Origin of the sequence: Chryseobacterium ginsenosidimutans (assembly GCF_024807225.1) — a bacterium.
Lineage (GTDB): Bacteria > Bacteroidota > Bacteroidia > Flavobacteriales > Weeksellaceae > Chryseobacterium > Chryseobacterium ginsenosidimutans.
In genome coordinates this window covers 486,928-501,172 of the sequence record NZ_JANUCO010000001.1, presented here as the reverse complement: position 1 = coordinate 501,172, position 14,245 = coordinate 486,928, and the positions used below count along the sequence as shown (strand labels likewise).

The following is a 14,245-nucleotide window of genomic DNA, read 5'->3' as shown; positions in this document are numbered from 1 at the left end:
AAAAAGTTCGGAACTATTCAGTTTCGGGCTTTTCTTTTTTCTTAAAAACACCTTTCAGAAAGCCTTTTTTCTCAGTTTCTTCTTTTGGTTTTTCCTCTTTATTTTCGTTTGAATTCTTTTTAATTTCCTGACCGATTTCTTTCACATCTTTCTTCACTTCTTTTACGGTAGTTTTTGCGTTATCGACTGTCTTTTTAGCTTTATCAATATTAATTCCTATTAACGTTTTCTTCAAACCTTGTTCAATTCCTTTCCAAAATAGATTAAAAAATGACTTTGTAGGATCTCTTTCTACATCTTCCACATTCACATCTTCAGGAAGTTTCCCGGAATTTGATTTCACCAACAAATTGGCAACAGCTGTCAAAAAGCCTTTCTTTTCCTGGTTGTTTTTATCTAAAATGGCAACTTTCAAGTCTTTGTGTCTCAGATTAAAACTTCCGTTCAGTCCTTTCGGATCTCCTTTAAAATTAAAAAGCATTTCCTGAATTGTTCCCGTTGCTATCACATGCAAATATGGGCGGATAAAAGGATTAATTCCCGCCGCAGGAAGATTGACAGCTTTCCCGGAAATATAAAATATGTCGCGTTGATCGGCAACATCAAAATTCCAATTGACAGAAAGTGGTGCAAAATTCATGAATGAACAGTCTATTTTGATGTCAACTTTTGTAGGTTTTCCTTTAAGTTTTGCTGAATTTAAATTTTTAACATTCATATTAAAATCATTGAATATCAGTTTCCCCGGACCAGCACTTTCCGGCGTGTCTTCTTCGTATACTAATTTTGAATTTTTAAGATTAAGATTACTAACAATCATCGGAATTTTAATCGATCGTAACATTCTGGAATACAGCGGTTTTTCTTTCGTATCATCATTCGGAATTTTACTTCTGAAAATATTGGCATCCGCAGATTGAATCGTCACATTTGAAGCATTGATCGATTTATTATTTGAAAACAAATCCCAAGTCCCGACTGCCGTAATCTGATTGGCTTTAATATCATACAAATCCCTCTCAACAGGAATCATTTTGATAAACTGAGCTCTCGAAATGAGAGGTTTCATCGCAAAATTATTGATTTCTATATTGTTTTTATTCAACTTTAAAAATCCGCCAGTCATATTATAAAACTGTGTTTTGTAAGCGAAATTTTTAGTTGTAACAGAATAATTTTTAATATTCACGCCCAATCCCGACTTATTCGGATTTGAAGTAAGCTGAATATCATTCAGAGTTGCATTAAGGCCATTAAAGATAAGCGGCTGATTTCCTTTATCATAAGTAATATTAGAGTTTTTCAACATCACTTTTCTTATGACAATCGGAAACTGAATTCCGGCCAAATTTGCTTTTTTATTGTTCTTAATTTCACCTGCTTTAATTGTTCCGTTCACGTTATTTACAAGAACCTCATTTACGTTAAGACTAAGTTTTTTATCTACAAATTCCCATTTATTAATCGTAAAACCGATATAATTGGCAACAAGATTCATTGAAGTTTTCCCATTTGCAGAACCATTCGGAACAATTGAAATATTCTTTATTTCTCCTTTTTTAGGATTTAAAGTCAAGTTTCCTATATTGAAATTCTGACGATTGGAATACAAAATGTCATTCCCCGAAAACTGAAAATCTTTATATCCTACAGGAATCACCGCTTCTCTTGTCCCCTTATCAAATTTTAGCTGATTAATATTTAAGTTGACATTTTTCGCGTACAACAACTTATTTCCATCTGGCTTCATAACCTGAACAGTTGCATTATTCAACTTTATATCTTCAAGATTAAGTTCAAAATTGGCAGGCTTTTTTACTTTTACAGGAAGTGCATTTGTCGTATAAACCAACAAATCAGGGTTGTAAAAAGTCGCATTAGCAAGAGCAACCTTATTTTTTCTCAAAACAATATCCGTGAATTCCATTTTTTGGATATTGAACTGAAAAAGTTTCGTTTTTTTAGGATAATATTTTTTAAACTGATCGAAGCTCAGCAAAGGAATCAATTGAAAATCATCAACAGACATATGACCGTTCGAAGTCTTTATTGCACTGATTTTTAATGCATAAATAGTATTTGGACGAACGAAAAAATTCTTTCCTCTGATGTCATATTTGTCAAAAATTACCGGCAATTTATCCTCTACAGATTCTTCCGTCATCTGCAGGTTTTCCACATAAAGATGAAGATCCTGAACCGAAAGAAATTTTTGTTTTGTATATCGAAAAACACTGATATTTCCTTCATTAATTCTGATATTTTCAAACAAAAAAGGACTTCTTTTTTTACCTTTTTTTGCATCGACAGGTTTAGCAAGAATGATGTTTAAATTTGGTTTTGAAAGCAAAATATCCGAAGAACTGATCTGCTTATTAAAAATCGCATCATAAATACCGAAACGGGTGATTTTCAAGGTGTCAATAGTTCCTTGCAACCCCATCACATTAATGTTTTGCGGATTTTTACTGTTCACGGAAATTCCTGTCGCAAGAATATTTCCGGACATTAAATCTACCTCCAACAATTTGTAGGAAACCTTGTAATCTGTATTGTTTTTGATGTAGTTTGGAAGTTGGGTTTTAAGCCAAATATTAAGCCCGAAGTTTGCCAGTAAAATGACCAACAGCAAAACTCCAAGACCAATCATTAACTTCTTAACCCATTTTTTCATATTCGTGATTTGGTTTAATTCATTTTAAAAATCTCGTTAATTTCTTACACTCAATTCAATCACATATCCTTCGTGTCCTCTTACATTAATAAAATTTCCGCCTTCAAAACCAAGATATTGACCTTTAATTCCTGTAAGTTTCCCAGTGAATTCAGGTTTCTTGTCCAACGTAAAAGACGTTACTTTCTCAGGTTTATCAAAAGGATAATCGAATTTCCAAAGATTTTCTCCTTCACTGTAGAATTTCTGAAAATCTTCAGGGAAATATTCTTTAATTTTTCGCTGAAAATCTGCTAAATCAATTTCTCCTTCAAAATCATCCTGAAGCATTTTTCTCCAGTTCGTTTTATCCGGAAGATGATTTTTTAAAGCAACCTCTATCATTCCCGCTTCATAGCGGTTTTCAGTTCTGGCAATGGGTAGAGCAAAAGTCGCGCCCTGATCGATCCATCGTGTAGGAATTTGCGTATTTCTCGTCACACCCACCTTTACATCTCCCGTATAAGCTAAATATACGGTGTGCGGCTGCAATTGGATTTCTTGCTCGACCTCCAGATTACGTTCTGCAACACCAAGATGCGCCGTTGAAAGCTCCGGACGGATAATGGTATCACTTGCATAAGGACTTTCGAAAAAACAGCTTTTGCAGAAACCCATTCTGTAAATCGTTTTGTTTAATTGACAATTCACACATTGGAAACCGGTATGTTTTATGGTTAATTCTTTTCCAAACAGCTCATTCATGTGAATAAGATCGCCTGAAAGATTAAGATAGTATTGAATCGGCTCGTCATTGAAGCTCGTCATCTTTAAAATTTGCCCTTGAAACTGCATATATTAATTTTATATTACTTTTTTAAGTAAATTTAATGATTATATTTTTCACGAAGTAAATTTATATTTTTGCAGTAAGAAAAACATACAGATGAATTATCTTGTAACCGGAGGAAGCGGTTTTATTGGTTCCCACTTAGTCGAGCAATTATTGAAAAAAGGACATTCTGTCATAAACATTGACAATTTTGATGACTTCTATAATTATCAGATAAAGATTAAAAACACTTTAGCGTCAATTGATAAAAATTCTGCTTTTGAGTTCCGCGACAAAGAGACTGATATTAAAAATTTAGTTTCTATTTCAAAATCAGAAAATTACACGCTTTATTATCAAGACATCAGAGATAAAAAAGGGCTTGAAGACATATTTAAAAATCATCAGATTGATTTAATTATCCATCTTGCGGCGCTTGCAGGAGTTCGCCCTTCTATCGAAAGACCTTTGGAATACGAAGAAGTCAACGTCCGCGGAACGATGAATCTTTGGGAATTATGCAACGATTTCACTATTAAAAAATTCGTTTGTGCATCGTCTTCAAGCGTTTACGGAAACAACGAAAAAGTTCCTTTTGCAGAAACCGACAATGTCGACAATCCTATTTCTCCGTATGCGGCAACGAAAAAATGTGGCGAAATTTTAGGTCATGTTTATCATCAATTATACAATCTTGATATGATCCAATTGAGGTTTTTTACGGTTTACGGACCGAGACAAAGACCGGATCTGGCGATTCATAAATTCACGAGATTAATTTCAGAAAATCAGGAAATTCCTTTTTACGGAGACGGAACGACCGCCAGAGATTATACGTATGTGGATGATATTATTGACGGGATTACAAAATCTATCCATTATCTTGAAAACAATTCTGATATTTACGAAATTATAAATTTGGGTGAAAGTCAGGTTATTGATTTAAATGAAATGGTTTCCACCATAGAGAAAGCATTAGGAAAATCTGCCATCCGGAAAAATCTGCCAATGCAACCGGGAGATGTACAGAAAACCAATGCGGATATTACAAAAGCCAAGACATTAATTGGCTACAAACCTGACACAAACTTCCAAAATGGCATAAAAAAATTTGTGGAATGGTTTTTGAGAAAATGACATCAAGCAATTATCGACATAGCTGTAATGCGGGCTGTGACGTATAATGAACAAAATTTAATAAAAAGAATTGAAAATCAGGTATAAAAAAGCATATAATATAAGCTATTTTTATACTTTTGCAAAAAATTAGAAAATTATGTACTGGACATTAGAATTAGCTTCATATTTAAGCGACGCACCTTGGCCAATGACTAAGTCTGAACTTATCGACTATGCAATCAGAACTGGTGCACCTATGGAAGTGGTAGAAAACCTTCAGGCAATCGAAGACGAAGGAGAGATCTATGACGCGATCGACGAGATCTGGAGCGACTATCCTACGGACGAAGATTATCTTTGGAACGAAGACGAATATTAATTAAATGCATTAAGCTTTAGGCCTTGCTTAGAGCTTTTTTGCCCTTTTTTAAATATCAATTTTTACACGATAAGTGTTATTAAAAACGCTTAAAGTATCACTTTAGGCATAAAGCAAAAAATTTATGAGTTTTTTAAACAAAGTTCTAAAAGGGTTTTTGGGAGACAAAAAAGCGCAGGACCTAAAAGAAGTAAAAAAAGTTGTAACAAAAATCAAAGCTGTTGAACCGTCTATTCAGCAATTGTCTGATGATGGTTTAAGAGAGAAAACTGCTGAGTTTAAAGAAAATATTAAATCTGCGACCAGTAAGATCACAGCGCAAATAGAACAGACACAAGAGCAGATAAAGAATTCGACAAATGTTGACGAAAAAGAAGCTCTTTTTTCAAAGATTGAGACTCTAAAAAAAGAATCATACGAAATTGAAGAAAAAGTTCTTCTACAAATTCTTCCTGAAGCTTTTGCAGTGGTAAAAGAAACAGCAAGAAGATGGGCTGAGAACGGAGAAATCCGTATTACAGCATCAGACTGGGACAGACAATTGGCTGCTGCCGGTAAAGATTTCGTAGAAATTCAGGGAGATCAAGCTGTTTGGAAAAACTCATGGGATGCTGCCGGAACACCTGTAAACTGGGATATGGTACATTACGACGTCCAGTTTATCGGAGGGGTTATTCTTCACAGTGGTAAAATTGCCGAAATGGCAACCGGTGAAGGTAAAACGTTGGTAGGTACGCTTCCTATTTTCTTAAATGCACTTCCAGAAAGAGGAGTTCACGTCGTAACGGTGAATGACTACCTTGCCAAAAGAGACTCGGCGTGGATGGGACCATTGTACCAATTCCACGGAATGAGCATCGATTGTATCGATAATCACCAACCCAACTCAGACGGAAGAAGAAAAGCATACAATTCAGACATTACTTACGGAACAAATAACGAATTCGGTTTCGATTATTTGAGAGATAACATGGTAACTTCACCTTCAGAACTGGTACAAAGAGAACTAAACTTTGCTATCGTGGATGAGGTTGACTCTGTATTGGTAGATGACGCAAGAACACCTTTGATTATTTCCGGTCCTGTTCCACAGGGAGACAGACAGGAATTTGATGTTCTTAAACCTTCTATCGACAGAATCGTTGAAGTTCAAAAGAAAACTGTTTCTGTAATCTTTAATGAAGCTAAAAAATTAATCGCTGCAGGGAATACAAAAGAAGGAGGATTTAAATTGCTTCAGGCTTACAGAGGTCTTCCTAAAAACAGACAATTAATTAAATTCTTATCGGAAAGCGGAAATCGTGCATTGCTTCAAAAAGTTGAAGGTCAATACATGCAGGATAACAACCGTGACATGCCGATCGTAGATAAAGATCTTTATTTCGTCATCGAAGAAAAGAACAATCAGGTTGATTTGACGGACAAAGGTGTTGAATATATGTCTCAAGGAAACGAAGACAACAATTTCTTCGTTCTTCCGGATATCGGAACAGAAATCGCTGAAGTTGAAGCTAAAAATTTAACGAAAGAAGAAGAATTCGAAGCTAAAGAAAAATTATTCTCTGATTTTGCTGAAAAATCTGAGCGTGTTCACACCATGAGTCAATTATTGAAAGCGTATACATTATTCGAAAAAGATGATGAATATGTGGTAATTGATGGTGAAGTAAAAATCGTTGACGAGCAAACCGGTCGTATCATGGAAGGAAGACGTTACTCTGATGGTCTTCACCAAGCGATCGAAGCTAAAGAAAATGTAAAAATTGAAGCGGCAACGCAGACTTTTGCAACGGTAACGCTTCAGAACTATTTCCGTATGTACAACAAACTTGCGGGGATGACAGGTACTGCCGAAACTGAAGCAGGTGAACTTTGGGAAATTTATAAACTAGACGTTGTGGTAATTCCTACCAACCGTGTTATTTTAAGAGACGATAGACAAGATTTAGTTTTCAAAACTAACAGAGAAAAATATAACGCCGTAATTGAAGAAATTGAAAAATTAACAGCAGCAAGAAGACCTGTACTTGTAGGTACGACTTCTGTTGAGATTTCTCAATTGCTATCAAAGGCATTACAATTAAGAAAAATCCAGCACCAAGTATTGAATGCTAAACTTCACAAGAAGGAAGCAGAAATCGTTGCCGGAGCAGGACAACCGGGAGCTGTAACCATTGCAACCAACATGGCAGGTCGTGGTACGGATATTAAATTGGCTAAAGAAGTAAAAGAAGCAGGAGGTTTAGCCATTATCGGTACAGAAAGACACGATTCCAGACGTGTTGACAGACAGTTGAGAGGTAGAGCGGGACGTCAGGGAGATCCGGGAAGTTTCTCAGTTCTATGTTTCATTGGAAGACAACTTGATGCGACTATTCGGTTCTGAAAGAATCGCTAAAATGATGGACAGAATGGGTCATAAAGATGGTGAAGTTATTCAGCATTCTATGATTTCTAAGTCTATTGAAAGAGCACAGAAAAAAGTAGAAGAAAACAACTTCGGAACAAGAAAAAGACTTCTTGAATATGATGACGTAATGAACAAACAACGTGACGTAATCTACAAGAGAAGAAAGAACGCTCTATTCGGAGATCACTTGAAATATGATATCACGAATATGATTTTCGATGTTGCTAATTCTATCGTGGCGAAAGGAAAAGCAAACGGAAGCTATAAAGATTTCGAATTTGAAATTATCAAACATTTCACAATGGGTTCTCCTATTTCTGAAAGCGATTTTGGTAACAAACAAGTTCCGGACTTGACGAATATCTTATTCAAAGCTGCTCAGGAAGATTATCAGATGAAGTTGAACTTATTGAAAGAAAAATCATTCCCGATTATTGAGAATGTATACCAAAATCAAGGTTCGATGTTTAAAATGATCCAGGTTCCTTTCACAGACGGTCACAAAACAATGACGATTGTGGCAGATCTTAAAGAAGCTTATGATACACAATGTGAAAGCTTAATCAACGATTTTGAAAAGAACATCACTCTTTCAATTATCGATGAAAACTGGAAACTTCACCTTCGTGAAATGGATGATTTAAGAAGATCTTCACAAGGAGCTGTTTACGAGCAAAAAGATCCTTTGGTAATTTACAAACAAGAATCTTTCCACTTATTCAGTGAAATGATAGACAAATTAAACAAAGAAATTATTTCATTCTTGTACAAAGGAGAAATTCCTGCATAAGAAAATAATTAATTCATAATATGAAACCCGCATCAATACACATTGTTGCGGGTTTTTGCTATTTATTGTATAACAATTATATGATAAATATCAATCCTGTAATTTATTTAGAATAATTAAAAACAATATATTTGCACAAAATTAGACTTTCATGAAAAATGTACTGATCTGTGCTTCATTATTGGGCTCTATGCTAACGTTTGCACAAGAAAAAGATTCTATCAAATCGAATGATATTGAAGAAGTTGTTGTAAATGGAAAATATTACAAAAAATATGTAGAAAAGGAAGGATCATCTTCTATGCGTTTAGACGAAGAGTTGATTAAGATTCCTCAAAACATTTCAATCATTACAAACAGAGCGTTAGAAGATCAGCAGGTAACTACTTTGAGCGATGGTGTTCTTAGAAATGTTGCCGGAGCACAAAGATTAGAGCACTGGGGAGACATGTATACAAGAGTAAACATGAGAGGTTCTAGAGCTGCGGCTTTCATGAATGGAGTAAATGTTACTTCAAACTGGGGTCCATTAAGTGAAGATATGTCTTTCGTCGATCATATCGAATTTATCAAAGGGCCTTCAGGATTTCTAATGTCTAATGGTGAGCCAAGCGGTATTTACAATATTGTAACTAAAAAACCGACAGGACAGTCTTTAAATGGTTCTGCAAGAGTAACTCTTGGAAGCTACAATATGTACAGAGGAGAAGCTGATATTGATACAAAAATTACTGATAAGGTCGCTTTCAGATTAAATTTAATGGCTCAGAACAAAAATAGTTTCAGAGACTATGAATTTAATGATAGATATATCATCAATCCTTCATTAAAAGTAAATCTTTCAGATAAAACTACTTTAACAGCAGAATATATCTACCAAAAAGCAAAAATGTCTGAAGTAGGTTCTGCCTATGTTTTCAGCTTTGACGGATATGCTACAAGACCTCAAAGTTATACACAAACAGATCCTGGAATTGACCCAACTAGAGTTGATAACAATACTGTAAATATTAATTTGCAGCATAAATTTAACGAAAACTGGAAATTAACTTCTCAGTTAACGTATGTAAATGAGTATACATTAGGAAGCGATCTTTGGCCAAGTATGTTTGAAGGAAATTATATGATTCGTCGCTTAAACTATTGGGAAGCCGATAACACGATGAAATTTGGACAGGTTTTCTTAAACGGTTATGCAAAAACAGGAGTTGTAAGTCATAAAATTTTAGCAGGACTTGATCTTGGAAGCAAAAAATATATGGCAGATTGGTCTCAAGGCTACAACCTTGATAAATATAATGCAACTGATGATTATTCATTAGCAGCCGATCACAATTATTGGTATAATTTAAATACTAATAACTACAACGCCAATGGTACAGGAGGTTACTACGGTCCAAATAATACATTTGTGGCATTTGACGGAACAAGCAAACCTTTATCTGTAAGAGCAGGAGCAGGAAGTACAATTGTACAAAATTATACAGGTTTGTATTTACAAGATGAACTAGGATTCTTAAATGATAAATTAAGACTTACTCTTGCTGCACGCTACACAAACGTAACAGAAAATAACTATGGAACTAAATCTGAAGCAGATAAAATAACTCCACGTGTTGGTATCAGCTATTCTATTGATGATAATACATCTGTTTATGGTTTATATGATCAGGCGTTTGTTCCACAGGCTGCGATTTTCAGAGATGGCAGCACCGTAAAACCAATTACTGGAAATAATATAGAAGTTGGGGTAAAAAAAGATTGGTTTGGAGGAAAATGGAACACAACAATTTCTGCATATAATATCATAAAAAACAATGCTACAGTAGGAGATCCTACAAACAGCCCATCAGAGCAATACTCAATTTTACTAGGGAAAACGAGAGTACAAGGAGTTGAATTCGATTTAAAAGGAGAAATCACTAAAGGATTCAATGCTATTTTCAATTATGCATTTACAGAAAACAAAATTACAGAATCTAACGATCCTGCTAATAATCCTGTAGGAACGAGAGTTCCCGGATATGCAAAACATACGGCAAACGCATGGTTAAATTATACATTTACTGAAGGAGCTTTAGAAGGTTTTGGATTATCATTCGGAGGAACTTATCTTGGCGATAGAAGTAGCTGGGATTGGGGTGGAACAAATACTCTACAAATGAATGATTATGTGAAATTCGATGCAGGTGCGTCTTGGGAAAACACAAAATTCAGAGTTGGTCTTAACGTATTTAATGTATTCAACAGATATCTTTATTCAGGTTCTCCTTATGGAAATTACTACTATTACCAAGCAGAAGCTCCTAGAAATTTCAGATTATCAATAGCGTACAAATTCTAAATAAAACAAAAGCTAACCCCTCAAAAAGGTTAGCTTTTTACTATGAAAAAGAAGCATCACCATAAAAAGAAACCTTCTTTCACCAAGAAATGGTCTGCCAAACTGCATTTGTGGTTTGGTTTATCTGTTGGGATTATTGTCTTTATTGTTGCTTTAACGGGAACGATGTATATTTTCAAGGATGAGATTCAGGGTGTTTTACGAAAAGATGTCGTTTATGTAAAAGCTGAAACGATTTCGCAACAGCCGCTTTCTATTGAAGTTTTGAAGGAAAAAGTTTCGTTGGAAGTCAATGAAAAATATCCGATCACTGCGGTTGAGATTTCTTTAGATAAAAACAAATCTTACGAATTTATCTATTACGAAAAAGATAAAAAAGCGTGGAATTATTTCGATGAGGTTAAAGTCAATAAACTTATTTACGTTAATCAATACACAGGTCAGATTCTTGGAATTTACAATGAGAAGTATGACCTCTTCCCTATTTTAAAAGCCATTCACTGGAGTTTATTATTGAATTCCGATTGGGGAAAATATGTGGTGGGAATTCCGGGGGTTTTATTTATCATTATGCTGATTACAGGAATTATTCTTTGGTGGCCGAAAAACAAAAAAATGAGAAAAGGACGTTTTTCATTCGACTGGAAAAACGTAAAAACATGGAAACGCAAAAACTATGATCTCCACAATATTTTAGGATTCTATGCTTCATTTGTTGCTATAATCTTAAGCTTATCAGGACTTTATTTTGCTTATCCGTGGGTAAAAAATGCTTTCAATTTCACATTATCGGGTTCTCTTGAGCTTCCAAAAGAAAAAGAAATTAAATCTCCGGATTCATTATTAGCAAAAAACAATGCGATTCTGGATCTTACCGCTCAGGAAACAAGAAAATTATATTCAACCTCATCAAGTTTCAGAATTCCGCTAAACGGAAAAAATAAAAAAGGAAAAGATCTTAAAAACATTCCGGTTTCGGTCTATGGTGAAGACGGAAAATTTGCCATCAGAAATCAGCTTGCTTTTGATAAATACTCAGGAAAATTACTCTCAAATAAACCTCATCAGAAGCTCAATAACGCAGAAAAATACGCCAATGCGAATTATGATATTCATACAGGATCGTATTTCGGTATCGTTGGAAAAATCATCTGGTTCATCACAGGTTTAGTCTGTGCATCATTGCCCGTAACAGGATTTTTGGTATGGCTGGGGAAGAAGAAAAAAGGAATTAAAAAATGAAGAAAATAATACTATCTGTAGCCACATTAGCTACCATCACCACATTTGCACAGCAAAAAGATTCTTTACAGGTAAAAGATGTAGACGAAGTTGTCATGACGGCGTCAAGAAAAAGAGAAAGCATCAAGGAAATACCAAGTTCTGTAACGATTGTCGGTCAAAAACTGATTCAGTCACAATTGACGGTGAATTCTGATATTACAAGCATTTTACAATATACGGTTCCGAGTTTGGCAACAAGTTTCTGGGCAGACTTCCAACACCGGGCAAACGTTGAGAGGACGTCAGGTTTTGGTCTTAATTGATGGAGTTCCACAGTCTACTCCCCTTCGAAACGGAGCGAGAGATTTAAGATCTATCGACCCTTCTGTTATTGAAAGAATTGAGGTTATTAAAGGCGCTTCATCCATCTACGGAAACGGTGCAGACGGAGGAATCATTAATTATATTACGAGAAAAAACAATTCCGATAAAAAGATCTCGGGAATTTCTCAGGTTGGCATTACGGGACAGCCTTATGGCGGAACGTTAGGTTTCAGAGTAAGCCAGTTGCTTTCAGGAAATTTTGCTAAAAAGTTCGATTACGTTGCGTCATTCGCTTACGAAAGAACGGGTTATATGAAAGATGCAGATGGCGTAAATTTAAGTCCGACGTACAGTCCTGCAAAAATGGATAACTACAACGGAATGTTGAAATTAGGCTACAACATCAATGACAATCAAAGAATTGAAGCTTCTTATATTGGATATGCTTCAAGATCTGATTTGGATTTAGGTTTAAAAACAGGAAAATACGGCATTACTCCAACAATCGGAGAAGGAAGAGGTCTTAATTTGGAAACCACGCCACAAGGAACTCCAAGAAACCATAACGTAAAAGTAAGTTACGACAACAAAAATATCTGGAAAGGCACTTCATTGAATGTAAATCTTTACATGCAGGATTTCCGAACCGTTTACGGATACAGCGATACTTTCTTAAACGGAGGTCAGTCGAATGTAATTTCTAAAAAATACGGAGCAAGAGCCAATTTCGACACTCAACTTTGGACTGCGAAAAATTCTCAGGCGGAAGTTATTTACGGAGTTGATATTTTAAACGATCAAACTGTTCAAAAGTTGGAAGACGGTCGTTACTGGACTCCCGATATGAACATGACCAACATTGCTCCTTTTGCTTTGGTTAAAATTGATTTATTAAAGAAAATAACCATCAAAGGAGGTCTTCGATATGAAAATATGAAGGTGAAAGTCGGCGATTTCAACACCCTTTCTACTGTAAAATCAGACGGAACATTTACAAAAAGTATTTTCGTGACTGGCGGAAATCTAGAATACAACGCTTTGGTTGCGAATCTTGGAGTTCGTTACAACATCAATCCGATGATCAATATTTTCGGAAGCTTTTCTCAAGCTTACTCGATCAATGAATTGGGAAGGATTTTGAGAACCTCAACTTCCGATACGATCAATAATCTTGAAACAAAACCCATTATCGTTAATAATTACGAATTGGGAGCAACAGGAAACATTACAAAATGGCTGAATTATGAAGTCACTTCTTATGTAAGCACTTCAAAATTGGGAGCAACTTTCATTCAAAGTCCGGACAGAGCGTTGACGATTCAAAGAGCGCCGGAAGTGGTTTATGGTGTCGAAGGATTTTTACACTTCACTCCCGCAAACTGGATCAACTTCGGAGGAAGCTACAGCTGGATGGAAGGAATCACTTCTCCGAAAGACGATGGAGATTATTCAACAAAGATCAACAACAGCAGAATTTCTGCTCCAAAAGTATTGGCGTATGTTCAGGTGAGACCTACCCAGAAATTATCTGTCGGTCTTGATATGCTTCACGCTTTCGGACAAGACAGGTTCGATCCCAATGCAAAAACCGGATTATATGTTTACGGTGAAGGAGAAGTTCCGGATTACACGGTTTTCAACTTTAAATCAAGCTATGACGTTAACAAAAGCTGGAAGGTTTCTCTAGGTGTTGAAAACGTTTTCAACAAAATGTATCAACCTGCAATCGCTTGGTGGGGAGCAAGAGACGCCGATTTTACCAATTCTTTGGGAATGAGAGGAACATTTATGGTTGAATATAAATTTTAATTAAAGCCTGTTTAGATTTTTATTTGAAGCTTTTTCCCGCTTTCCACTATATCTTTTTCGCCAGCGCTTTTTTTCAAAGCCATTTCAGAAAAAGGATGTCGTTGCAATCGAGGCTAGTTCACAGGAATCAATTTAAACATTGTAAAATATACACAATATTGTCATCCGTAGGGATCTAAGCATAGTATTAGCAAATAGTATGGAAAGATTCGAGCCTAGATCCCTACGGGAAGACAAACTGTGTAAAATAAATTTAGAAGAAAAACTTTGTCTCAACTTGCGTTTAAAGGAAGTTTTAACTCTCAAATCCAGACAATTTATAAACATTCTAAATAAAAATCAAAAGACCTATCTTTGTCGA

General features: G+C 35.4%; 8 protein-coding genes and 1 pseudogene. 7 read left to right on the top strand and 2 right to left on the bottom strand.

The features are described 5' to 3' along the window. Window positions 1–13: 13 nt before the first annotated feature. Window positions 14–2,674: a hypothetical protein gene (locus tag J3D55_RS02425; protein ID WP_259127710.1), complete on the bottom strand. Its 2,661-nt coding sequence runs from the start codon at window positions 2,672–2,674 to the stop codon at window positions 14–16. 36 nt (window positions 2,675–2,710) lie between these two features. Then, window positions 2,711–3,508, bottom strand: coding sequence for a DUF2797 domain-containing protein (locus J3D55_RS02420; RefSeq protein ID WP_259127709.1), 798 nt, complete (start codon window positions 3,506–3,508; stop codon window positions 2,711–2,713). 91 nt (window positions 3,509–3,599) lie between these two features. On the opposite strand from J3D55_RS02420, the gene J3D55_RS02415 reads away from it, so the two are divergent. From J3D55_RS02415 to J3D55_RS02380, 7 genes and pseudogenes are all read left to right on the top strand, one after another. Then, window positions 3,600–4,622 (top strand): GDP-mannose 4,6-dehydratase, encoded by a 1,023-nt coding sequence (locus tag J3D55_RS02415; protein ID WP_259127708.1) that lies wholly within the window; start codon window positions 3,600–3,602, stop codon window positions 4,620–4,622. Between the two features lie 139 nt (window positions 4,623–4,761). Beyond that, a complete protein-coding gene (locus J3D55_RS02410) occupies window positions 4,762–4,983 on the top strand; it encodes a DUF2795 domain-containing protein (protein ID WP_047399050.1) in 222 nt (73 codons plus the stop codon). A 124-nt stretch (window positions 4,984–5,107) separates the two neighbouring features. Further along, window positions 5,108–8,183 (top strand): annotated as a pseudogene (gene secA / locus J3D55_RS02405) (preprotein translocase subunit SecA). Between the two features lie 151 nt (window positions 8,184–8,334). After that, the gene (locus J3D55_RS02395; protein ID WP_259127705.1) at window positions 8,335–10,527 is read left to right on the top strand and encodes a TonB-dependent siderophore receptor; all 2,193 of its coding nucleotides are present in this window, start codon (window positions 8,335–8,337) and stop codon (window positions 10,525–10,527) included. A 42-nt stretch (window positions 10,528–10,569) separates the two neighbouring features. Beyond that, on the top strand, window positions 10,570–11,769 hold the full coding sequence (locus tag J3D55_RS02390; protein WP_259127704.1) for a PepSY-associated TM helix domain-containing protein: 1,200 nt from the start codon (window positions 10,570–10,572) through the stop codon (window positions 11,767–11,769). Beyond that, window positions 11,766–12,074 carry a hypothetical protein gene (locus J3D55_RS02385; protein ID WP_259127703.1) on the top strand — a complete coding sequence of 103 codons (309 nt, stop codon included), beginning with the start codon at window positions 11,766–11,768 and terminating at the stop codon, window positions 12,072–12,074. Before J3D55_RS02390 ends, J3D55_RS02385 begins: the two co-directional genes overlap by 4 nt. After that, window positions 12,043–13,884, top strand: a complete 1,842-nt coding sequence (locus J3D55_RS02380; RefSeq protein WP_259127701.1) for a TonB-dependent receptor — start codon at window positions 12,043–12,045, stop codon at window positions 13,882–13,884. The genes J3D55_RS02385 and J3D55_RS02380 overlap by 32 nt, the downstream gene beginning before the upstream one ends. The last annotated feature ends 361 nt before the right edge of the window (window positions 13,885–14,245 follow it).

Excerpts from the sequence above, each read along its gene's own strand:
- J3D55_RS02385 (WP_259127703.1), top strand. The coding sequence starts at position 11,766 with ATGAAGAAAATAATACTATCTGTAGCCACATTAGCTACCATCACCACA.
- J3D55_RS02410 (WP_047399050.1), top strand. The coding sequence starts at position 4,762 with ATGTACTGGACATTAGAATTAGCTTCATATTTAAGCGACGCACCTTGG.
- J3D55_RS02425 (WP_259127710.1), bottom strand. The coding sequence starts at position 2,674 with ATGAAAAAATGGGTTAAGAAGTTAATGATTGGTCTTGGAGTTTTGCTG.
- J3D55_RS02420 (WP_259127709.1), bottom strand. The coding sequence starts at position 3,508 with ATGCAGTTTCAAGGGCAAATTTTAAAGATGACGAGCTTCAATGACGAG.
- J3D55_RS02395 (WP_259127705.1), top strand. The coding sequence starts at position 8,335 with ATGAAAAATGTACTGATCTGTGCTTCATTATTGGGCTCTATGCTAACG.
- J3D55_RS02390 (WP_259127704.1), top strand. The coding sequence starts at position 10,570 with ATGAAAAAGAAGCATCACCATAAAAAGAAACCTTCTTTCACCAAGAAA.
- J3D55_RS02415 (WP_259127708.1), top strand. The coding sequence starts at position 3,600 with ATGAATTATCTTGTAACCGGAGGAAGCGGTTTTATTGGTTCCCACTTA.